General features: G+C 67.4%; 23 protein-coding genes and 3 pseudogenes. 8 read left to right on the top strand and 18 right to left on the bottom strand.

The window, feature by feature from the left end:
• Window positions 1-45: 45 nt before the first annotated feature.
• Window positions 46-1,317 (top strand): MFS transporter, encoded by a 1,272-nt coding sequence (locus tag AC1RUS_RS22420; RefSeq protein WP_492918833.1) that lies wholly within the window; start codon window positions 46-48, stop codon window positions 1,315-1,317.
• Here the strand turns inward: AC1RUS_RS22420 and AC1RUS_RS22415 are convergent.
• From AC1RUS_RS22415 to AC1RUS_RS22400, 4 genes are all read right to left on the bottom strand, one after another.
• Complete coding sequence (locus AC1RUS_RS22415; protein ID WP_492918832.1) at window positions 1,314-1,733, bottom strand: type II toxin-antitoxin system VapC family toxin; 420 nt, start codon at window positions 1,731-1,733, stop codon at window positions 1,314-1,316. The genes AC1RUS_RS22420 and AC1RUS_RS22415 overlap by 4 nt on opposite strands.
• Window positions 1,730-1,996 (bottom strand): type II toxin-antitoxin system Phd/YefM family antitoxin, encoded by a 267-nt coding sequence (locus AC1RUS_RS22410; protein WP_492918831.1) that lies wholly within the window; start codon window positions 1,994-1,996, stop codon window positions 1,730-1,732. Before AC1RUS_RS22410 ends, AC1RUS_RS22415 begins: the two co-directional genes overlap by 4 nt.
• Window positions 1,997-2,085: 89 nt before the next feature.
• Window positions 2,086-2,292, bottom strand: a complete 207-nt coding sequence (locus tag AC1RUS_RS22405; protein WP_062144725.1) for a DUF3126 family protein — start codon at window positions 2,290-2,292, stop codon at window positions 2,086-2,088.
• A gap of 58 nt (window positions 2,293-2,350) precedes the next feature.
• Window positions 2,351-3,292 (bottom strand): LysR substrate-binding domain-containing protein, encoded by a 942-nt coding sequence (locus tag AC1RUS_RS22400; RefSeq protein ID WP_492918830.1) that lies wholly within the window; start codon window positions 3,290-3,292, stop codon window positions 2,351-2,353.
• Between the two features lie 72 nt (window positions 3,293-3,364).
• Here AC1RUS_RS22400 and AC1RUS_RS22395 point away from each other — a divergent pair, with 72 nt between their 5' ends.
• Window positions 3,365-3,508 (top strand): hypothetical protein, encoded by a 144-nt coding sequence (locus AC1RUS_RS22395; RefSeq protein ID WP_492918829.1) that lies wholly within the window; start codon window positions 3,365-3,367, stop codon window positions 3,506-3,508.
• Here AC1RUS_RS22395 and AC1RUS_RS22390 read toward each other — a convergent pair.
• From AC1RUS_RS22390 to AC1RUS_RS22380, 3 genes are all read right to left on the bottom strand, one after another.
• Window positions 3,505-4,284 (bottom strand): glutaminyl-peptide cyclotransferase, encoded by a 780-nt coding sequence (locus tag AC1RUS_RS22390; protein ID WP_492918828.1) that lies wholly within the window; start codon window positions 4,282-4,284, stop codon window positions 3,505-3,507. The genes AC1RUS_RS22395 and AC1RUS_RS22390 overlap by 4 nt on opposite strands.
• Before the next feature lie 6 nt (window positions 4,285-4,290).
• Window positions 4,291-5,121 (bottom strand): serine O-acetyltransferase, encoded by an 831-nt coding sequence (cysE, locus tag AC1RUS_RS22385; RefSeq protein WP_492918827.1) that lies wholly within the window; start codon window positions 5,119-5,121, stop codon window positions 4,291-4,293.
• A 101-nt stretch (window positions 5,122-5,222) separates the two neighbouring features.
• Window positions 5,223-5,831, bottom strand: a complete 609-nt coding sequence (locus AC1RUS_RS22380) for an NUDIX domain-containing protein (RefSeq protein WP_492918826.1) — start codon at window positions 5,829-5,831, stop codon at window positions 5,223-5,225.
• 73 nt (window positions 5,832-5,904) lie between these two features.
• Here AC1RUS_RS22380 and AC1RUS_RS22375 point away from each other — a divergent pair, with 73 nt between their 5' ends.
• Both AC1RUS_RS22375 and AC1RUS_RS22370 read left to right on the top strand, forming a co-directional pair.
• Window positions 5,905-6,522, top strand: a complete 618-nt coding sequence (locus AC1RUS_RS22375; protein ID WP_492918825.1) for a nitroreductase family protein — start codon at window positions 5,905-5,907, stop codon at window positions 6,520-6,522.
• A gap of 66 nt (window positions 6,523-6,588) precedes the next feature.
• Entirely contained in the window at window positions 6,589-6,879 is a 291-nt protein-coding gene (locus AC1RUS_RS22370) for a hypothetical protein (RefSeq protein ID WP_492918824.1), read from the top strand.
• Window positions 6,880-6,891: 12 nt separating this feature from the next.
• On the opposite strand, the gene queF is transcribed toward AC1RUS_RS22370, so the two are convergent.
• Window positions 6,892-7,347, bottom strand: a complete 456-nt coding sequence (gene queF, locus AC1RUS_RS22365; protein ID WP_492918823.1) for a preQ(1) synthase — start codon at window positions 7,345-7,347, stop codon at window positions 6,892-6,894.
• Between the two features lie 92 nt (window positions 7,348-7,439).
• On the opposite strand from queF, the gene AC1RUS_RS22360 reads away from it, so the two are divergent.
• Entirely contained in the window at window positions 7,440-8,243 is an 804-nt protein-coding gene (locus AC1RUS_RS22360) for an SDR family NAD(P)-dependent oxidoreductase (RefSeq protein ID WP_492918822.1), read from the top strand.
• 247 nt (window positions 8,244-8,490) lie between these two features.
• Complete coding sequence (locus AC1RUS_RS22355) at window positions 8,491-9,183, top strand: TorF family putative porin (RefSeq protein WP_492918821.1); 693 nt, start codon at window positions 8,491-8,493, stop codon at window positions 9,181-9,183.
• A 73-nt stretch (window positions 9,184-9,256) separates the two neighbouring features.
• Here AC1RUS_RS22355 and AC1RUS_RS22350 read toward each other — a convergent pair whose 3' ends face one another.
• From AC1RUS_RS22350 to AC1RUS_RS22315, 8 genes and pseudogenes are all read right to left on the bottom strand, one after another.
• Entirely contained in the window at window positions 9,257-9,892 is a 636-nt protein-coding gene (locus AC1RUS_RS22350) for a cysteine hydrolase family protein (RefSeq protein ID WP_492918820.1), read from the bottom strand.
• The gene (locus tag AC1RUS_RS22345) at window positions 9,889-10,944 is read right to left on the bottom strand and encodes an LLM class flavin-dependent oxidoreductase (protein ID WP_492918819.1); all 1,056 of its coding nucleotides are present in this window, start codon (window positions 10,942-10,944) and stop codon (window positions 9,889-9,891) included. The genes AC1RUS_RS22350 and AC1RUS_RS22345 overlap by 4 nt, the downstream gene beginning before the upstream one ends.
• Before the next feature lie 43 nt (window positions 10,945-10,987).
• Window positions 10,988-12,277, bottom strand: a pseudogene (locus AC1RUS_RS22340) (MFS transporter); the annotation flags it as partial.
• An 8-nt stretch (window positions 12,278-12,285) separates the two neighbouring features.
• Window positions 12,286-12,417: pseudogene (locus AC1RUS_RS22335) on the bottom strand (hypothetical protein); the annotation flags it as partial.
• Window positions 12,417-14,807 (bottom strand): TonB-dependent siderophore receptor, encoded by a 2,391-nt coding sequence (locus tag AC1RUS_RS22330; RefSeq protein WP_492918818.1) that lies wholly within the window; start codon window positions 14,805-14,807, stop codon window positions 12,417-12,419. The pseudogene AC1RUS_RS22335 and the gene AC1RUS_RS22330, both read right to left, overlap by 1 nt.
• A 168-nt stretch (window positions 14,808-14,975) precedes the next feature.
• Entirely contained in the window at window positions 14,976-15,671 is a 696-nt protein-coding gene (locus AC1RUS_RS22325) for a GntR family transcriptional regulator (RefSeq protein WP_492918868.1), read from the bottom strand.
• 120 nt (window positions 15,672-15,791) lie between these two features.
• A complete protein-coding gene (locus tag AC1RUS_RS22320; protein WP_492918817.1) occupies window positions 15,792-16,613 on the bottom strand; it encodes a MetQ/NlpA family ABC transporter substrate-binding protein in 822 nt (273 codons plus the stop codon).
• Window positions 16,614-16,790: 177 nt separating this feature from the next.
• A complete protein-coding gene (locus AC1RUS_RS22315) occupies window positions 16,791-17,675 on the bottom strand; it encodes an NAD(P)H-binding protein (RefSeq protein WP_492918816.1) in 885 nt (294 codons plus the stop codon).
• Between the two features lie 107 nt (window positions 17,676-17,782).
• Here AC1RUS_RS22315 and AC1RUS_RS22310 point away from each other — a divergent pair, with 107 nt between their 5' ends.
• Both AC1RUS_RS22310 and AC1RUS_RS22305 read left to right on the top strand, forming a co-directional pair.
• On the top strand, window positions 17,783-18,184 hold the full coding sequence (locus AC1RUS_RS22310) for a winged helix-turn-helix transcriptional regulator (protein WP_492918815.1): 402 nt from the start codon (window positions 17,783-17,785) through the stop codon (window positions 18,182-18,184).
• Between the two features lie 42 nt (window positions 18,185-18,226).
• Window positions 18,227-18,475, top strand: coding sequence for a hypothetical protein (locus AC1RUS_RS22305; RefSeq protein WP_492918814.1), 249 nt, complete (start codon window positions 18,227-18,229; stop codon window positions 18,473-18,475).
• On the opposite strand, the gene AC1RUS_RS22300 is transcribed toward AC1RUS_RS22305, so the two are convergent.
• Window positions 18,472-18,825: a hypothetical protein gene (locus AC1RUS_RS22300; RefSeq protein WP_492918813.1), complete on the bottom strand. Its 354-nt coding sequence runs from the start codon at window positions 18,823-18,825 to the stop codon at window positions 18,472-18,474. The two genes, AC1RUS_RS22305 and AC1RUS_RS22300, sit on opposite strands and share 4 nt — an antisense overlap.
• Window positions 18,826-18,901: 76 nt before the next feature.
• Window positions 18,902-19,014, bottom strand: a pseudogene (locus AC1RUS_RS22295) (hypothetical protein); the annotation flags it as partial.
• Between the last annotated feature and the right edge of the window lies 1 nt (window position 19,015).

Below are 19,015 nucleotides of genomic sequence, written 5' to 3'. Positions count from 1 at the left end.
TAAGCCGATCAAGACCCGTACCGATCGGTTACATCGAGACCCGACATGCCAAATGCAAGCCGCCGTCCCTTCGGCCAGAACTACGCCTTCGTGGTGGCCGGCGCTATTTTCCTGGCGCTCTTGTCGGCCGCTGGCCTCCGAGCCGCGCCGGGCGTGCTGATCCTGCCGCTGGAGAAGGCGTTCGGCTGGGACCGCGCCTCGATCTCGGCGGCGGCGGCGGTGGGGATCTTCCTCTACGGCCTCACCGGTCCCTTTGCTGCGGCCCTGATGACTTCGTTCGGCGTACGGCGGACGGTGACCTTGGCCCTGCTGCTGATGGCGATCTCGACCGGCCTGTCGTCGCTGATGACCGCGCCCTGGCAGTACATGGCCACCTGGGGCGTGATGGCCGGGTTCGGCAGCGGCGCGGTGGCCATGGTGCTGGGCGCGACGGTGGTCAATCGCTGGTTTGTGGCGCGGCGCGGCCTGATGCTGGGCCTGCTGACCGCCAGCACCGCCACCGGCTCGCTGATCTTCCTGCCCGGCATGGCCCTGATCGCCGAGCACGCCAGCTGGAAGGCCGTCGTCCTGACCGTGGCCGCCGTCTGCGCGGTGCTGGCCCCGGTCGTGTGGCTGCTGATCCCCGAGCGCCCCGCCGACATCGGCCACCTGCCCTATGGCGCGCCGGACGACTACCAGCCGCCGGCCCAGACCTCGGCCGGCAACGCCCTGACCTACGCCTTCCAGGCCCTGGGCCGCGCCGCCAAGACCCGGACCTTCTGGCTGCTGTTCCTGGGCTTCTTCATCTGCGGCCTGACCACCAACGGCCTGATCGGCGTGCACATGATCGCCTTCTGCGGCGACCGCGGCCTGCCCGAGGTGCGCGCCGCCGGCCTGCTGGCCATGATGGGGCTGTTCGACCTGGTCGGCACCACCCTGTCGGGCTGGCTGACCGACCGTTACGACAGCCGCAAGCTCCTGTTCGTCTACTACGTTCTGCGCGGGCTCTCGCTGATCTACTTGCCGTTCTCGGACTTCTCGATCGTCAGCCTGTCGGCCTTTGCGGTGTTCTACGGGCTGGACTGGATCGCCACCGTGCCGCCCACCGTCCGCCTGGCCACCGAGGCCTTCGGCGAGCGCGACGGCCCGATTGTCTTCGGCTGGATCGCCGCCGGCCACCAGGTGGGCGCGGCCACGGCCGCCATCGGCGCGGGGATCATCCGCGCCAGCCAAGGCCAGTATATGGAGGCCTTCATCATCGCCGGCTCGGCCGGCCTCATCGCGGGGGTGGCGTCGCTGATGATCCGGCGGACGGTGCGGACGGCGGCGCTGGCCTAGTCGTCCCAGGGATTGAACACCGGGCCGCCCCAGGCCTCGAAGTCGCGGACATTGCGCGTGACCAGCGTCAGGCCGTGGACCTCTGCGGTGGCCGCGAGGAAGGCGTCCATAATGGGGATGGTACGTCGGGCGTTCTCAGATGCGCGACGAATGCGAGCCTGGGTCAAAGCAACCTCGGCGTCGACCGGCAGCAGGCGTGGACCCAAGGTTATTATCAGCCTGTCGCGCCAACGCGTCAGTCTGTCGGCTCGGCGTCCGTGCGCGAGGCGCTCGATACCGTAGCTAATCTCCGCGATGCTGATCGCGCTCAGATACGACTGGTTTGATGGACATGCCTCCAGCCAGGCCAGTGCCGAGGCGTTTGGGCGATCCTTGGTGGGTTCGCTGATAGCGTTGGTGTCGAGCAGATAGGTCAAAGGTCGACAGGCCGTCCAACCACATCCTTGTCCCGCGCGAAAAGCTCGTCGGCCTCCTCATTGGTGAGTAGGCCTCGGATCGAGGGATCGAACAGAGCCTCGCTGAAGCCGGGGCTCTGATCCTCTCTGGCGGCCTTCAGACGCTCGTATTCTTCGGCTGACAGCATGACGGCAGCATCCTTGCCGTTCTTGGTCAGATGCTGCGGCCCCTCGGTGCGGGCGCGCTCGACCAGTTCGCTGAATTTGGCCTTGGCTTCCGCCAAGCTCCACGTTCCATCGGGCATGACAGCCTCCGATCAGAAATGACCACTTTGACTAGAGTAGTCAAAGTGGTCATTTTTTCAATCGAAACCTAGTCGAGGTCTTCGGCCAGGATCGCCATCTCGAACATGAACGAGCCGTCCTCGTCCTCGTCCTGAAAGACGACGCCGATGAATTCGCCGGCCACTTCGACCTCGGCGGAGTCCTTCTGCTTCGGGCGCGCCTTCACGGCGATGTGCGGGTTGCCGAAGGTGCGCTTCAGGTGCTTTTCGATCTTTTCGATGGATGCAGCGTCCACGGGGAGCTCCTGTTTTCTCGTTGAGCGCCGTGGCGCGTATCGGGGCGAACCTAGCGTCCTAGTCGAGAGTCGCAAGCCGTTCCGGCCAACTTGCCGGGGAAGTCGGCGGCGCGGGTGTGGACTTTCCCTCCTCAACCAGCCAGTCGCGGAAGAGCAAGGCGGCCGGATTGACGTGGTCTGGCGGCGTCAGGGCCACGACCGAGGCGTCGCCGGCCACGAAACCCAGCGGCGCCACGAGCCGGCCGCTGGCCAGGTCCCGTTGCACGAAGGCCCAGGGCCCGACCGCCACGCCCAGGCCGGCGGCGGCGGCTTCGATCAGGTAGAAATAGTGGTCGAATTCCTGCTGACTGACCGGTTCGGGCAGGGGTTCGGGCAGTTTGCGGGCCCAGTCCGACCAGCTCTCCAGGAAGGTCCGGGTATGCAGGCGCGGCAGGGCGCCGATCCAGGCCAGGGTGGGCTCGACGCCCGCCGCCAGCTCGGGCGACATCACCGGGCCATGGAAGTGGTCCATGAACGGCGTCTCGACCGAGTCCTCGGGATAGGCCTTGCCGAGAGCCCGCATGCGGATCGCAAGGTCGATCCCGTCGGCCTGGTAGTCGAAGGGGCCGTTGGACTCCATCACCCGCACGGGAATGTCGGGATGAGCGGTCTGGAAACGCGGCAGGCGGGGGATCAGCCACTTCATCGCGAAGGTCGGCAAGCAGGAGATCACCAGCGGGCGCGGCCCTGCGTGCGGCGGACGGGGCACGGCGGCCTCGATCTGGTCGAAGGCCGGCGACAGGGCCTGGGCCAGGTTCAGGCCGGCCTCGGTCATCCGCAGACGCGAGCGCGGCCCCTCGGTCAGGGGAACGCCCAGCTGGTCTTCCAGCTGGCGGATCTGGCGGCTGATGGCGCCGTGGGTGACGCACAGCTCGTCGGCCGCCAGGGTCATGCGTCCGTGCCGCGCGAAGGCCTCGAAGGCGCGCAGGGCGTTGAGCGACGGCAGGGCGCGGCGAGCCATGTGACGAAACCTCACAGAAGCCCGACGGATAAGTCGTTATCGCGACGGATTCAACCGAGCGATAAGACGGGCATGCCTCCACAACGCATCACCCCCGCCCAGCTTTTTGCGCTCGCCGTCATATGGAGCGCAGTCGCCTACGGCGTCGTGGCCAAGGAAAGCCGAACCGTGAGCACCGCTCATATCGAGACGGCCCAACTGGTCGCCTGCCGCTAGTGCGGCTTGGGAACCAGCTTGATCTCGAACAGCTTGGGCCAGAACTTGCCGGTGACGAACAGGCGATCCGTCGCCGCATCGTAGGCGATGCCGTTCAGCACATCGACGCGGCCGGAGGCGCGATCGGCGTCGCTGAGCAAACCTGCCAGGTCGATCCAGCCGGTGACCTTCCCCGTCTTCGGGTCGATGCGCACGATGCGGTCGGTCTGCCAGATATTGGCGAAGACCTCGCCCTTCACGAACTCCAGTTCGTTGATGTTATCCACAGGCTTGCCGTCGTCGGTGACCTGCACGCGACCGGTCTCCTTCAGGGTTTCCGGATCCAGGAACCGAAGGGCCGCAGTGCCGTCGCTCATGATGATGCGGCTGTCGTCGCGGGTCAGGGCCCAGCCCTCGCCGACGTAGCTGAACTCGCCGATCCGTTCGAAGCTGGCGATATCGTAGATGAAGCCCACCTGGTCCTTCCAGGTCAGCTCGATCAGCCTGCCCTTCCAGTCGATGATCCCTTCGCCGAAATAGCGGCTGTCGATCATGCGTTCCTGCTCGGGCACGCCGGTCTCCAGCGTCACCTTGCGGATCGAGGAATTGCCCTCCAGGCCGGTGCTCTCATAGAGGAAGCCGTCGCGCCAGAAGAGGCCCTCGGTGAAGGCCCCTGTGTCGTGCGGATAGGCCTTCACGACCGTATAGCCGTACTGGCGCGCCTTTTCGGCCTGGGCCGGCGCGCAGGCGGTCGCGGCTAGCAGGACCGCGAGGGCGAGGCCTTTCAGGAAACCCAACTGCACTCAGATCACGTAGTCGTACACGGCCTCGGCCAGGGTGTGGTCCATGGTCCGGGCGGGCTCTTCGCACGTGGGGCAGTTGACGATGCGGGCCGGGACGCCGGCGGCCGTGCAGTGCGGCGGCACGGGCTTGAGCACCACCGAGCCGGACGCCACCTTGGCGTAGTCGCCGATGGTGATGTTGCCCAGCACCTTGGCGCCCGCGCCCAGCAGGACGCCCTTGCCGATCTTGGGGTGACGGTCGCCGCGATCGGCGCCGGTGCCGCCCAGGGTCACACCGTGCAGCATCGAGACGTCGTCGCCGACCACCGCGGTCTCGCCGATGACGATGCCGGTGCCATGGTCGATGAACACGCCCGAGCCGATGCGTGCGGCAGGATTGATGTCAACCTGGAAGATCTCGCTGGTGCGGCTTTGCAGGTGGAAGGCCAGGGTCTCGCGGCCCTGGTTCCACAGCCAGTGCGACACCCGGTGGGTCTGCAGCGCCAGGAAGCCCTTGAAGAACAGGAAAGGCTGGACATAGCCCTTGCAGGCCGGGTCGCGCTCGAACACCGCCCGCAGGTCGGCCTCGGCGGCCAGGATAAGGGCCGGGTCGGAGGCGAAGGCGTCGGCAGCGAACTCGCGCGCCGTCATCGCCCGCATTTCCTGGTCGCCCAGCTTGCGCGCCAATTGGAAGGTCAGGGCGTCGGCGAGATTGTCATGGCTGAGGATGACGGCGTTCAGCAACGAGGCCAAGGCCGGCTCGGCCTTGGCGGCGTGTTCGGCCTGATTGCGCAGCGCGGCCCAGACGGGCGGCGTCGACTGCTCGGTGACGACTTCCAGACGTTTGGCCACAGGGCTCTCCCTTTCCCACGCGATCCACTCGGCGCTTAGAGCATCCTTTTTGAGGACGCACCAGTGCGTCGGGAGCGGCCCAAGCCTCTCGCCGGTCTCGTCTATCCTAACACGAGACGGGCCAGATCGTTCGGAAGCTCTCCCCTGACCGCCATATGGTGCACTCGAAGCAGTAACGCCACCGTCAATGAGTCCGGCATGTGCCCGGCGACGGCCGCGTCGAGCGCTTCGGAGAACGGCACGCGGGCCACGGCGAGGTCCTCGGTGTCGTCCGGCGCGGTTTCCGTGGGCGTCAGGCCCATGGCGAGGAAGCCGTGGCAGATCTCGTCGGTGACCGAGTTGGAGAGCTCCATTCTCAGGATTGACCGCCAGTCGGATGCCTGCAGCCCCACCTCCTCGGCCAGTTCGCGCTTGGCGCCGTCCAGCGGATCCTCGGCCAGGGGCGCGCCGCCCTCGGGCAGCTCCCAGCTGTAGTTGGCCAGGGAGAAGCGGTTTTGGCCGACCAGGGTGACCGTGCCGTCCTCGTGCAGGGGCACGATGCCGATCGCCTGGTTCTTGAAGCCGACCTTGCCATACAGCGCCGGCCGGCCCGTCGGGGCGGTGGCCTGGTACTCGGTCACCGTGATCCAGGGATTGTCGTAGACCACCTTCTGTGAGCGCACGCTCCACGGCGTTCCATGCGGTTTAAGCCAGGCGGGTTTGTCGGACATGGGCGCTCGCGACTTGTAGAGGCCGACGCACGGCCATAGGTGTCTGCCCTTACAACGCTTTGTGGAGATCGTCTTGACCGGTTCCGTTCCCCCCGCGCCGGCGTTCGGCGAGACCCTCCCCGTCGAAGCTTCGCCCGAGGTCGTCGCCTTCCTGGCCAAGCGCCGCTCGGCCTCGGCGATGGCCTTGACCGCGCCCGGTCCCGACGACGTGCAACTGGCCGAACTGCTGCGTCTGGCCGCCCGCGTGCCTGACCATGGCAAGCTGGCGCCCTGGCGGTTCGTGATCCTGCGCGGCGCGGCCAAGGACGCCTTCGCCGAGAAGATCACCGCCCTGGCCGCCGACCAGGCCAACCCGGTCAAGGCCAACGCCGCCCTGCGCAAGCTGACCCGCCCGCCGGTCTGCGTGGCGGTGATCTCGCGCTATGTCCCCGGCGAAATCCCCGAGTGGGAGCAGCGCCAGAGCGCCTCGGCGGTGTGCATGCAGATGCTGCTGGGCGCGGCGGCCCTGGGCTGGGGCGCCAACTGGATCACCGACTGGTATTCCTACGACCCGCGCGCCCTGGAAATCCTGGGCCTGCACGTCGGCGAGCAGGTGGCCGGCTATCTCTATCTTGGCACCACCGCCGAGCAGCCGCAGGAGCGCGTGCGCCCCGACGTGGCGGAGATCACGACGGAATGGACGCCGACCTAGTTTCTCCGTCATTCCGAGCCTTGCGCCCGTTTCGCGCGTTGTCGAGTCTAACCCGAGGACACCAACATGACGCGACGCAGAAACCCCTGGACCGGCATGGCCTGGGACGCTTGGGCGATGGGCCTGGAGGCGTCGTCCGTGATCGGGATGCGCACGCTGAAGATCGCGGCGGGCGGAACCGCCGCCCAGACCGAGATCAACCTGATGGTCGGCGAGAAGATGACCGCGGCCATGACCCTGCCGATCCTGGCCATGACCGGTCAGTTGGGCTCCAATCCGACGGCGGTGGCGGGGCGCTCCCTCACGCACCTGCGCAAGAAGGTTCGCGCCAACCGCCGCCGGCTCTCAAAGAGCTAGCAGGGCGAAAGCCTAGCCCCGGCCGCGATAGGACGGGACGCCCTGGTCGGGCACCCACAGGCCGTCCGGCGCGACGCCGGTCTGCCAGAACACGTCGATCGGGATGCCGCCGCGCGGATACCAGTAGCCGCCGATGCGCAGCCAGTGCGGGTCGGCGATCTCGACGATCTTGCGGGCCACCTTGACCGTGCAGTCCTCATGGAACGAGCCGTGGTTGCGGAAGCTGGTCAGATAGAGCTTCAGCGACTTGCTCTCGATCAGCCAGTCGCGCGGCGCGTAGTCGATGACCAGGTGCGCGAAGTCCGGCTGGCCGGTGACCGGGCACAGCGAGGTGAATTCCGGGGCCACGAAGCGCGTCAGGTAGAGCACGTCGGACTGCGGGTTGGGCACACGCTCCAGGACCGCCGCTTCGGGGCTGGCCGGCGCATCGACCATGCGGCCGAGTTGGGTGACGTTGAGGTCTGTCATCGGCGGGATTTAGGCCCGTCTCGCCCGCGAGACAAGGCGGCGCGCTGCCGCTACAACCGACCCAACACGTGTTCGAACGCGGGAGGAACGGCATGAGCGGACGGGATTTCGACGGCTTCACGGTGGTGGTCACCGGCGCCTCCACGGGCCTTGGCCGGGCCATCGCCCTCGAGACCGCCCGGCGTGGGGCCGGCTTGGTGGTCGTCAACTTCGCCAGCAACGCCACCGACGCCGAGGAGACGGCTCGCCTTATCGAGGCCGAGGGCGCCAAGGCGGTGCTGGCCAAGGGTGATGTCGCGAAGGACGCCGACTGCCGGGCGATCGCGCAGGCCGCCGCCGCCTCGGGCCGAATCGACGCCCTGTTCAACAACGCCGGCGTGACCAAGTTTGCGCCCAACCACGCCGACCTCGACGCGGTGGACGCCGAGGATTTCCTGCGGCTGTACGGCGTCAACGTGGTCGGCGCGTTCCAGATGACCCGGGCGGCGCGGTCGCTGCTGGAGGCCGCGCCGCAGCCCGGCGCCGTGGTCAACACCAGCTCGATCGCCGGGGTGGTCGGCAACGGATCGTCGATTCCCTACGCCGCGTCGAAGGGCGCGATGACCACCATGACCCTTTCGCTGGCCCGGGCTCTGGCGCCACGCATCAGGGTTAACGCGATCTGCCCCGGCTTCATCGACACCCCCTGGTTCGGCAAGGCGATGGACGCCGAACGGGTCGACCGGCTGCGGGCCGGCGCGATGGCCGCGACGCCGCTGAAGGTGGCCTCCACCGCCGAGGATGTCGCTGGCGCAGCTGTGTTTTTGGCTTCCCCAGCGTCACGCCACGTGACCGGCGAAACCCTGCTGGTGGACGGCGGTTTGCACCTGGGAGGGGCCAGCCTGTCGATGCGCTGAAGCCACGGGTAAAGGTTAAAAAGACCAAGAAAACGAGTGTGGCTTCGATCGCTCCATCTGAAGCAAATTCGTCACACTACGCCCAAACTTTAGTCGAAGAACACTGTTCAGACTGGCGCTTTGCCGACCTTGATTGCAACTACGGGGTGGTCAACGGCTAATCGGCCGTCGGCAAAGTGCGCTTGCAGGCGCCGTCGATTGTCGGGGTTCGCCCCGATACAACGACACAGACAAGGGGATACCACAGATGAACCTCATGAAGATCTCGCTGGCCGCCGCCGCCGCCACCGTCGCCCTGAGCGGCGCCGCCATGGCTGAAGAGCTGAAGCTCTCGTACAACGTTGGCGTCGCCAGCGACTACGTGTTCCGCGGCGTGAGCCAAACCCAGGAAGATCCGCAAATCTTCGGCGGCATCGATGCGACCTACGGCATCGGCTACGCCGGCGTTTGGGCCTCGAACGTCGACTTCGGCGCCGATGACCCCACCGCTGAAATCGACCTGTACGCCGGCGTGAAGCCGGTCGTCGGCGGCACCAACCTCGACCTCGGCGTCATCTATTACGGTTACGTCGACGACAAGGGCCTGACCCCCGGCCAGTACGGCTACTTCGAACTGAAGGGCGCTGCTTCGCGCGCCTTCGGTCCGGCCACCCTGGGCGTGTCGGCCTACTACTCGCCGGAATTCCCGGGCAAGGGCGGCGACGCGTTCTACTACGAGCTGAACGGCGCCGTTCCGGTTGCTGAGAAGCTCTCCCTGAGCGCCGCTGTCGGCCACCAGGAAATCAAGAACTACGGCGACTACAACACCTGGAACATCGGCGCGACCTACGCGATCACCGGCAACCTGGGCGTTGACCTGCGCTACTCGGACACCGACGAGCACGGCTACGGCAAGATCTACGGCGACCGCGTCGCCGTCAGCCTGAAGGCCGCGTTCTAAGACCGCACCGCGTCCTCACCGACGCAAGGGATCAGCCGCTCCGGGAAACCGGGGCGGCTTTTTCTATGGCCGCTCAGCGCGCCCAAGCCGCGACCACTGCATCCGTGTCGGTCAGGATGGCGAAGTTCAGGCCCATGATCTTCAGCGCCGCTTCGTGCACATCAGCCTCGTAGGCCGCGCAGGCGTCGACCGGCACGAAGACGTGGAAGTCGGCGTGGAAGGCGTCGCGCGCTGTGCAGTCGACGCAGCACTCGGTGGTCAGGCCGCACAGCACCAGGGTGTCGACGCCCTGGGCCCGCAGGCGTTCCTGCAAGTCGGTGCCGACGAAGGCGCTGTAACGGGTCTTCTCGATCACCGCCTCGCCTGGCTGCGGTTTGGGCCCGTAGAAGTCCGAGCCCGCCTGCCCGGCCCGGCACAGGTCGCTTTCGACGTCCGGATCGCCGCCGCGCCGCGCCATGCGCTCGCGCCAGGCCGGCGAGTCGGTGTCGGGCGCGGTGAACAGGCCCACGAAGATCACCGGGGCTCCGGCCGTGCGCGCCGCCTGGGCCAGGCGTTCGGCCGCCTCCAGCGCGGGCGCCAGGCCCGACATGTCGACGCCCATCTGACCGATCACGCCCTCCTGGGCGGCGAAGTCGACCTGCATGTCGACGATCACCAAGGCCGTCCGCCCCGGCGCGATCCAGTCGGGCGAGAGCGGGACGGGCGTCATGCGAACCGTCTCCGCAGGTCCGGCAGGATCGCCTCGCCGAACATGGTCAGGCCCGCGACATAGTCCGGGAAGATCAGCATCAGGCCGTCCAGCTCGCAGTCCTCGACGAAGGCCGCGATCTTGTCGCCGCAGGTCGCGGGGGATCCGATCACCGTCTCGGTCATGAACGCCCCCTGCTTTTCGACGGCCGCGTCCAGCCGATCGGCGGGCGCGCCCCAGCTTCGCAACATGGCCCGGACCGCGTCCAGATCAACCCCGTCGGCATAGCTCTGCGCCAACGCGCCGGCGGCCGCATCGGTTTCCGCGTGGATCACCGTGCACATCGCATAGGTGCGGATCGACTTGCCCAGGCCCTGGGCCATCGACTTGGCGCGCCGGCTGGCGGCGCGGCGATCTTCGGTGGTCGCGCCACCGATGAAGCAGGCGTCGGCCTCGGCCACCGCGAAGGCGAAGCCGCGCTCGGAGCTTCCCGCGCAGATCAGGTCGGGCCGTGGCCGCGACAGGGGCTTGGGATCGGACTGGCAGTCGGTCAGGTCGAAGAACCGGCCGTGATGATCGACCCGCTCCTCCTTCCACAGCCGCTTGACCACGTGGGTCCATTCCTCGGCCAAGGCGTAGCGGGCGTCGTGATCGAGCGCCTCGTCCCAGGCGCTCATCTGGGCGAATTCCTCGCGATAGGCCCCGGCCACGATGTTGAGGCCCGCGCGGCCGCCGCTGATGTGGTCCAAGGTGGCGATCATCTTGGCGGCCACCGCCGGGTTCTGCAGCAGAGGGTGCAGCGTGGCCCAGATCTTCACGCGCTGGGTGGCCTCGGCCAAGGCGGCCATCAGGGTCACCGACTCGAGCACCGTGCCCCAGTGGTCGGTCTGCCCGCCGAAGCCGCGGAACTTGGCCATCGACATGATGAAATCCAGGCCGATCTCGTCAGCCAGCACGGCGGCGGCGCGGTTCTGCGGATACAGACCGTCGAGGCGCGGCGTGCTGTCGGACACGATCCAGCCGCCGTTGCCGACCGGCAGGAAGACGCCGAAGTCCTTATGATTGGAAGCCATGCCCTGTCGTAGCATGCGAACTGTTCGCGGCTGAACCGGCTATCTATTCCGGAACATCGATCATGTTGGCGGGCGGCTTGGGCGGCTTCATGAACAGTGCGGCGACGAACACCACCGCGATGATCGCCGCGAACAGCTGGAAGGTCGGCGCGAAACCGCCCAGCCGGTCGCGCATCGCTCCGCCGATGAACGGCCCAGCGGCCGACACGGCCCCGACCAGACAGGTCAGGGAGAAGAGCTCCAGATTGCTGCGCCGGCCATAGTAGTTCAGCAGCAGCACGGTGACGGCCAGCACGGTCAGGCCGAAACCGACGCCAGTGCCGATGGCGTAGAGCAGCATCAGCGGTGCGGAGGTCGCCGAGGCCAGGGCCAGAAGGCCCGCCACCAGCATGGCCTGGGCGCCGACCAGCAGCCACTTGGGATCGATCCGGTCGCCGAGAAAGCCGCCGCCCAGCCGGGCCAGGGTCTGCATCAGCGATTCCAGGCTCAGCATCTTGGCGGCGATGGCGGCGGCGGCCACCGAGGCGACGCCGGCCGCCACGCCGATCTCGGTTAGGTGGGTCACCGACAGGCTGGCCACCGTCACTCCGGTCAGCAGATGGGTGAAATAGGCCGCCACCAGCACGTAGAACTGCGGGGTGCGCAGCGCCGCCTTCACCGTCCACTCGTGCGAGGTGCGATAGACGCGCGCGTCGGCGGGCGCGGCGCGGGCCTCTTCCTCGACCTCGATGTCGACCTCATGAGCGGCTTCGGCCAGCCACTTGGAGCCGCCGACCATCGCCGCGCAGACCAGGCCGACCAGGCAGGCCAACACGGCCTGGACCAACCAGTAGGTGCGCCAGCTGTCGTGGGTCGCCCCCATGATCGACAGCACCATCCACGGCCCCGCCGCCCCGCCCAGCGAACCGAAGGTGAAGTAGACGCCGAACGGCAGGGCGCGCTTGCGATAGAGGGCCGACAGGACGTGCGTGCCGGGGATCAGGGCCGCCATCTGGAAGCCGATCCCGCACAGCGCCGCGCCGGCATAGTAGCGGGCGATGCTTTCGGAGCCCGCGAAGCCCAGCAGCCCCGCGCCCAGCACCAGCGAGCCTAGCAGCAGGGTCCCGCGCACGCCGATCCTGCGGATCAGGATGGCCGGCAGCCACGACGAGGCGCCGGTGAAGACCCCCAGCACCGAAAAGCCCAGGAACGCCTTCTCGAAGCTCCAGTTCAGCTCACCGATCATCGCCGGCAGCACCACGCCCAGCGACCCGTAGGTGGCGGCGGTGATCAGGAACAGCAGCAGGCTGAAGCCGGCCAGCAGCAGGATGCGACGAACGTCGATCAAGACCTCCTCCCCAGTGAAACGGGGGAGGTGGCGCGGTGCGAATACGCGCCGTGACGGAGGGGGCGTCGGGCGTCGGACGCCCCCTCCACCGCTTCGCGGTCCTCCTCCCCCGTTTCACGGGGGAGGAGAAGATCAACCAGGATCATCAGAACGTCCGCTTGAGGGTCACGCGCCATTCGCGGCCCTTGCCGGGCAGCGCGCCCAGATTGGCATAGGTGTCGGCGTCGGGGGTGAAATAGAACTTGTCGAACAGATTATCGACGTTGAGCTCGGCCGTGTAAGGCCCGCGCGTCACATAGGCCGAGCCGTTGACCACCGAATAGGCGGGATAGTGGACGGCGTTCTGGACCGTACCGGCGGTGCGGCTGACGTGGCTGACGCCTAGCGTCGCGCCCGCCTGGCCCCAGTCATAGCCCTTGCTGGTGTAGGCGCCGTACAGACTGAGCACCGACTTGGGGATCAGGGTGTACGAATAGTCTCCGCCTCGTCCCGGCAGCCCCGCGAAACTCCAGACCACGTACGAGCCGCCATAGGCGTTCGCGCCGGCCACGCCCGCCGTATAAGCCGGGATATATTGGAACGAGGCGTCCGGACCCTTGATCGTGGTGCGCTGGCTGTTGCCGGTGAAGGTGAAGCTGAGCTGCTCGCTGGCCAGCCAGCGGACCTCCAGCTCAACGCCCTTGGCGCGCGTGCCCTGCACGGTGGGCGGCGAGGTATTGGTCAGCTGGGTGCGGTTCTGGCGATAGGCGGCCAGCGAGCCGACCAGCGTGCCCTCAAGCAGTTGGAACTTCACGCCGGTCTCGGCGAGATCGGAATTGGACAGCCACGAGCCGTCGGCCACCAGCGACGGGGCGATGTCGCCGGCCTGGCTCATCTCCAGGGCCGAGGCCTTGGCGTAGCTGATGTAGGGCATCAGCCCGAAGGCCGCCTTGTAGGTCAGGCTGGCATTGTAGGTGGCCTTGTTGCGATCGTCGGCCTGCTTGCCGGCGATGGTGTAGCTGAGGAAGCCGGTGTCCTGGCTTTCCACCTCATAGTGATCGTAGCGGCCGCCCAGGATCAGGTTCCAGCGCCCGGCCTCGATGTCGGAGGTGAAGAACAATCCCGACTGGCTCCACTTGGAGCGGTTGTCGTTCTCCCACTGCACACCGACATTGCCGGTCTCGTCGGTGAACGGGCTGTCGATGGTGTCGGTGGCCGTCGCGCCAAAGGCGATGTCACGACGGTCGATGGCGATCAGGCCGCTGTTGTAGCTCTCGCGGCGACGCCCCTCGAACCGGCGGTGCGAGGCGCCGACCAGGGTCTTGGCGCTGACCGCGCCGACGGTGGTCGGCAGGGCCAGGGTGATCCGCGCTTCCGACACCTTGGCGTCGACCGCCGAGGGATAGCCGTAGGAGACGAAGCGCTCGTTGTCCTGGGTGTCGCGGAACAGCTGCAGCTTCAGCGTCCGGTCGCCGCCCAGGTCCTTGGCGAGGTCGAAATAGAGCGTGCCGGTGGTGGTCTTCGAGAAGTCGGCCGGGCTGATATAGACCGTGTGGCGATTGAGCTTTGTCGTGCCGACGCCGGTGTCCAGGGCGTGGACGGCATCGCTGCTTGGGAAGCCGTAATACGGGATATAGAGCGCGCTGGCATAGGGGTAGAAGCCGATCTCGTTCGGCGTCAGGCGGCCATTGCCGTCCGTGTCCTTCAGCGTGGTGTCGCGGCCCGTGATGTAGGTGCGATTGTCGATCAGGTCCTGGGTCAGGCGGTTCCAGCCGGGCGTCTGGACGTCGCCGTCGGAGTGGAAGGCCATGCCGCCGAAGGCCGTGCTCCAGCCATTGCCCAGGTCGAAATCGGCCGACAGCTCCAGCGTCTGGTGTCGCGGATAGATACCCCGGTAGTAGCTGTGGCTGTCCTCGACCTCACCGTAGACGTAGACGCCGCCCTCGGCCGCGCCCAGGCTGACCGGCGCGCCGAACTGACCCGTGACCAGCTTCTTGTTGTAGCTGCCGAAGGTGGCGGTGACTTGCCCTTCCGGTTCGGCCAGGAAGCGGCCCTCGTCGCGCGCCGATTTGGGGATGAAGTTGACCAGCCCCCCGACCTTGCCCGCGCCATACACCGGCGTCGGCGGGCCGCGCAGGATCTCGATCCGGGCCGCGCCGCCGATCGGGGTCGAATAGGTCCCCCGGTTCTCGACGCGCTTGAAGCCGCGGAAATAGTTCTCGGCCAGGGTGCCGCGAATATTGAGCGCGCCGGGCACGCCATAGAAGCTGGCGGTGTGGGTTCCGGGCGAGACCGCCGAGATGCCGTCCAGAGTCTCGATGCCGAAGCGCTCCAGCGTCACGTCGCTGACCAGGCTGGCCGAGCGCGGCGTCTCGATCAGCGGCTTGTCGATCCCGAAGACGGTGTTGGACGGCTGCTTCTCCAGCAGGCCCGCCTTGTCCCGCGCCAGGACCAGTACCGCGTCGACCTGATCGGCGACCTGCTCCTCCGCGCGAACGGCGGTCGAGGCCGTGAGGGCCAGGATGCTGGCGGACAGCAAGGCGTAGCGAAGCGACATGCGCAAAGACCCCGACGTCGCCCGGCGTGGAGGAAGGGTCCGAGCAGCGACGCTCCACCATTTGGGGATGACGCGGCGTTCGTCAAAATGCACTCTGACATTTCAGTTTAGATTGCGATGTGACTGTGACTTGAAAGCCTCACCATTGGCGACATCAGTTGATCTGGATCAGTGCGCCTCGACCGTCGGCCGCTGCACGGCCTCTGGCGTCACGTTCAGCACGCGCATCATGGCGGCGCGCGAGCCCTCGACGTCGCCGCTGGCGATCACCCGGGCCACGTCGCGATGCTGCTCGATGTCGGCCAGCAGCTCGGCCTCGGTGGCGCCGCCGAACGAGAACACCCAGAAGCGGGCGGCCTTGTGCTGCAGCGGGATCAAGATGCGGGCCAGGGCCAGGTTCTGGCTGGCGCGGGCGACGGCGGCGTGGAAGCGCTGGTCCATGGCCACCAGCAAAGGCAGGTCACGTTCCTTGGCCGCCTGCTCGCCGCCCTCAAAGGCGTCGAAGATCGCCTGGGCCTCCGCCTTGCTGGCATGCTTGGCGGCCAGGCCCGCGCAATGGGGTTCGATCAGGGCGCGGGCCTCGTAGCCCTGGCGCAGCTCCACGAGATCCAGCGGCGCGACCAGGGTGCCGGAGCGCGCGCGGCGGATGACCAGTCCCTCCAGCGCCAGCCGCCCCAGGGCGTCTCGGACGCCGGCCAGACCCGCCTCGTAGCGCGCCGCCAGCGACTGCTCGTCCAGCCGCGCGCCAGGCGCCAGCTCGCCCAGGATCAGGTCCAGCAGGATGCGCTCATAGACCTTGGCCTTCTGCAGATCGGGCGACCAGTCCTCCAGCCCCGACGAGCTGCAGACATCGAGCACCAGCATCCGCGAACGCGTGTCTTGGGCGGGTGGCAAGGACCTGCGGCTCCGTGAGGTTGGGCGTGGAAGGTAGGGTGAAATGTCACCGCCGCCAATCCTCCCCCTTCAGGGGGAGGGCCTTCAGGATCAGAACGCCGGGACCACCGCGCCTTCGTACTTCTTCTCCATGAAGGCCTTGACCTCGGGCGTGGTCAGCGCCGCCGCCAGCTTCTTCACGCGGGGGTCGTCCTTGTTGTCCAGGCGGCCGACCAGATAGTTCACATAGGGGCTCTTGCTGTCTTCGATCAGCAGCGCGTCCTTGGTCGGGTTCAGCTTGGCGTCCAGGGCGTAGTTGGTGTTGATGATCGCCAGGTCAACCTGGTTCAGCACGCGCGGCAGGGTGGCGCCTTCCAGTTCCTTGAACTTCAGGCCCTTGGGGTTGTCGACGATGTCCTTGAGGCTGGACAGGGCGTTGGCCGGATCCTTCAGGCCGATCACGCCGTTGCGCGACAGAAGCAGCAGGGCGCGGCCCTCGGTGCTGGCGTCGTTGGGGATGGCGATGGTCGCGCCTTGCGGGATCTCGGCCACCGACTTGAGCTTGGCCGAATAGAGGCCCATCGGCTCGATGTGCACACCCTTGATCGGCACCAGGTGGGTGCCCTTGTCCTTGTTGAAGGTCTCCAGGTACGGCAGCGTCTCGAAATAGCTGACGTCGATGTGCTTTTCCGCCACCTGGGTGTTGGGCTGGACGTAGTCGTTGAAGACCTTGATGTCGATCTTCAGCCCGTCGGCGGCCAGCTTCGGCTTGATGAACTCCAGCACCTCGGCGTGCGGGATGGCGGTGGCCGCCACGGTCAGGGTGTCGGAGGCGCTCGACGAAGCGGCGGGCTTCTGGCCACAGGCGGCGAGCGTCAAGGCGGCGAGGCTGAGGGCGACGAAGGCGCGACGAGCGACCATGAACGGCTCCATAAGGCGATAAATCGAGTAGGGTTTTGCCCGTTTTCGATCGCCTTATGAAATCAGATTTCCTGATCGGGGGGCATTGTCAGCTGTCATCCCGGCCGAAGAGCCGGGACCACCGCGAGCGCCGGCGCCTGCCGTGGTCCCGGATCGGCCCTTCGGACCGTCCGGGATGACAACATCAAACTAGCCGAGCGCCGCCTTGTTGGCCGCCAGGAAGTCGCGCACCGAGCTCGGCTCACGGCCGGTCAGCGCCTTGACCGTCGGCGTGAACACCGCGTGGTGGCCCTGAGCGGCCTGGACGTCGAAATCGACCAGCAGCCCGGCCACGAACGGCGGCAGGCCGGCGGCGATCAGGCCGCCGCGCAGCTGCTCAGCCGACAGGCCGATATGGGTCACGGGACGGCCCGAGAGCTCGGCCAGCAAAGCGGCCAGCTGGTCCTGGGTGATCGCCTCCACGCCATTGACATCGAGGATCTGCTGGCCCTCGGCGGTCAGCAGGGCGGCGGCGTCGACGCGGGCGCAGTCCTCGCGGGTGACATAGGTGCGGCCCTTGCCTTCGGTGGCGCTGAACAGCTGGCCGCTGGCGACCGCCTGGCCCGCGCCCATCAGGATGGTCTCGGCATAGAGGTTGTGGCGCAGGATCGTGAAGTCCAGGCCCGAGGCGAAGACCGCCTGCTCGGTCCAGAAGTGATCGTCCAGAACGCCGCCCTCGGCCTGGGGAACCGGCGCGGGGGCCGAGGTGTAGGCGATGGACTTGACGCCGGCCGCGACGGCGGCGGCCACGGCCGCGCGGTGCTGGGCGATGCGATGGCCGGGCGCGCCCAGGCTGTCGGTGCTGATCAGCAGCAGGCGCTCGACGCCGGCGAACGCGGCTTGCAACGAGGCGGGGTCGTCGAAGTCGGCCTTGCGGACGTCGACGCCGCGCGCGGCCAGGTCGGCCAGCTTGGCCGGATCGCGGGTGGTCGCCACGACGTCGGTCGCGCCGGCCTCGAGCAGCAGCTCGACGACACGCCGGCCCAGCTGGCCGCCGGCGCCGGTCACGAGAAGCTTGGAGGAGGAGAAGCTCATGGGAAAATTCCTGGTCTCGAAATGAGACCAGGACTATTTATGAAAGCGTCCCGGCTCCGTGAAGGAGGCAGTTTTCAGGGACAAGGTATGGAAAAGGGAACCGTCCCATGGCCGTTCAAGAGATGCTCGATGGGCTCGCGCAATGGCGGGGCCAGCGCCCCGACGATGGCGTCTGCCCGGTGCGCGACGTCATCGACCATCTGGGCGACAAGTGGAGCACCCTGCTGATCACCGTGCTGGCCTCGGGACCGCAGCGGTTCAACGCCATCAAGCGCGCCGTGCCCGACATCAGTCAGCGCATGCTGACCCAGACCCTGCGCGACCTGCAGCGCGAAGGCCTCATCGAACGCCAGGTGTTTCCGACCCAGCCGCCCAGCGTCGAGTATCGGCTGTCGGCGATGGGGGTCGGCTTTCTGGAGCCGCTGGCGGTGCTGGTCGCCTGGGCCGAGGCCAACCACGCGGCGATCCGCGACGCGCGCGCGGCCTATGACGGCCAGGTCGCGGCCTAAGCATCGCTTGACCCCGCCTCCGAACAGGTCGCCTGGGTGGGGATGGCCAAGGAAACCGTCTACATTGTGCAAGCCTACATCGCCGGTCGCGGCAAGGGCTTGAAGGCCGAGCAGCAGATCGGCTGCAAGGACGCCGCCGAGGCCCGCCGCAAGGCCGAGCGACTGGCCCCGCTACGCGAAGGCGTGGTGGCCTTCTCGGCCACGGCCGACGTCGAGCTGGGCGACTATGACGAGAACCCCGACATCCTGTTAAAGGCCGGCCGCCTGCCGTTTCCGTTCGACCAGGGTTAGTCCTCGTCGTTCGCCGGCTCCTCGGCGCCGTGGATCATCCAGCTGACGACGAAGTCCGGCGTCTCGCCCGACAGCGTCGTGACGCCCTTCTGGGCGGGCATGATCACCGAGGTCTGGGGCGGCAGAGTGTAGATGTCGCCGTCCTGCTCGCCCAGCAGGTCCAGCACGATGCCCGCCTGGTCGTTGGCCTCGATCACGACGCCGAAGAACTGCTGGCGCTCGGTGACCTCGCCCTCGTCGTCCAGAAAGGTCAGGCCCAGCATCAGCGTCTTGCCGATCAGCGCCTTGGCGAAGTCCTCGTCCCAGTGTTCGCGGGGCGGCGCGGAGAAGATGGGCGTTTCGTCGGTCATGGGCGGTACTTGGCGAGAAATGGCGACGCCCGCAAGGCGGCCCACGCAGAACGCCCCCTCCGTCACGTCGCCTATGGCGCCGCGCCACCTCCCCCGCTTCGCAAGGGAGGAGGAAATTCTCCTGCCCCGTGAAACGGGGGAGGTGGCGCGATGCGGATACGCATCGTGACGGAGGGGGCGTTCGGCGCTT

The organism is Caulobacter sp. GW821-FHT10F06, from assembly GCF_058809215.1.
The sequence above is the reverse complement of the archived record's forward strand: the minus strand, read 5'-3'. Positions and strand labels throughout refer to the sequence as shown.

Excerpts from the sequence above, each read along its gene's own strand:
- queF (WP_492918823.1), bottom strand. The coding sequence starts at position 7,347 with ATGACAGACCTCAACGTCACCCAACTCGGCCGCATGGTCGATGCGCCG.
- AC1RUS_RS22325 (WP_492918868.1), bottom strand. The coding sequence starts at position 15,671 with ATGCTGGTGCTCGATGTCTGCAGCTCGTCGGGGCTGGAGGACTGGTCG.
- AC1RUS_RS22355 (WP_492918821.1), top strand. The coding sequence starts at position 8,491 with ATGAACCTCATGAAGATCTCGCTGGCCGCCGCCGCCGCCACCGTCGCC.
- AC1RUS_RS22305 (WP_492918814.1), top strand. The coding sequence starts at position 18,227 with ATGGCCAAGGAAACCGTCTACATTGTGCAAGCCTACATCGCCGGTCGC.
- AC1RUS_RS22395 (WP_492918829.1), top strand. The coding sequence starts at position 3,365 with ATGCCTCCACAACGCATCACCCCCGCCCAGCTTTTTGCGCTCGCCGTC.
- AC1RUS_RS22400 (WP_492918830.1), bottom strand. The coding sequence starts at position 3,292 with ATGGCTCGCCGCGCCCTGCCGTCGCTCAACGCCCTGCGCGCCTTCGAG.
- AC1RUS_RS22300 (WP_492918813.1), bottom strand. The coding sequence starts at position 18,825 with ATGACCGACGAAACGCCCATCTTCTCCGCGCCGCCCCGCGAACACTGG.
- AC1RUS_RS22420 (WP_492918833.1), top strand. The coding sequence starts at position 46 with ATGCCAAATGCAAGCCGCCGTCCCTTCGGCCAGAACTACGCCTTCGTG.
- AC1RUS_RS22350 (WP_492918820.1), bottom strand. The coding sequence starts at position 9,892 with ATGACGCCCGTCCCGCTCTCGCCCGACTGGATCGCGCCGGGGCGGACG.
- AC1RUS_RS22360 (WP_492918822.1), top strand. The coding sequence starts at position 7,440 with ATGAGCGGACGGGATTTCGACGGCTTCACGGTGGTGGTCACCGGCGCC.
- AC1RUS_RS22315 (WP_492918816.1), bottom strand. The coding sequence starts at position 17,675 with ATGAGCTTCTCCTCCTCCAAGCTTCTCGTGACCGGCGCCGGCGGCCAG.
- AC1RUS_RS22345 (WP_492918819.1), bottom strand. The coding sequence starts at position 10,944 with ATGGCTTCCAATCATAAGGACTTCGGCGTCTTCCTGCCGGTCGGCAAC.
- AC1RUS_RS22330 (WP_492918818.1), bottom strand. The coding sequence starts at position 14,807 with ATGTCGCTTCGCTACGCCTTGCTGTCCGCCAGCATCCTGGCCCTCACG.
- AC1RUS_RS22370 (WP_492918824.1), top strand. The coding sequence starts at position 6,589 with ATGACGCGACGCAGAAACCCCTGGACCGGCATGGCCTGGGACGCTTGG.
- AC1RUS_RS22310 (WP_492918815.1), top strand. The coding sequence starts at position 17,783 with ATGGCCGTTCAAGAGATGCTCGATGGGCTCGCGCAATGGCGGGGCCAG.
- AC1RUS_RS22380 (WP_492918826.1), bottom strand. The coding sequence starts at position 5,831 with ATGTCCGACAAACCCGCCTGGCTTAAACCGCATGGAACGCCGTGGAGC.
- AC1RUS_RS22320 (WP_492918817.1), bottom strand. The coding sequence starts at position 16,613 with ATGGAGCCGTTCATGGTCGCTCGTCGCGCCTTCGTCGCCCTCAGCCTC.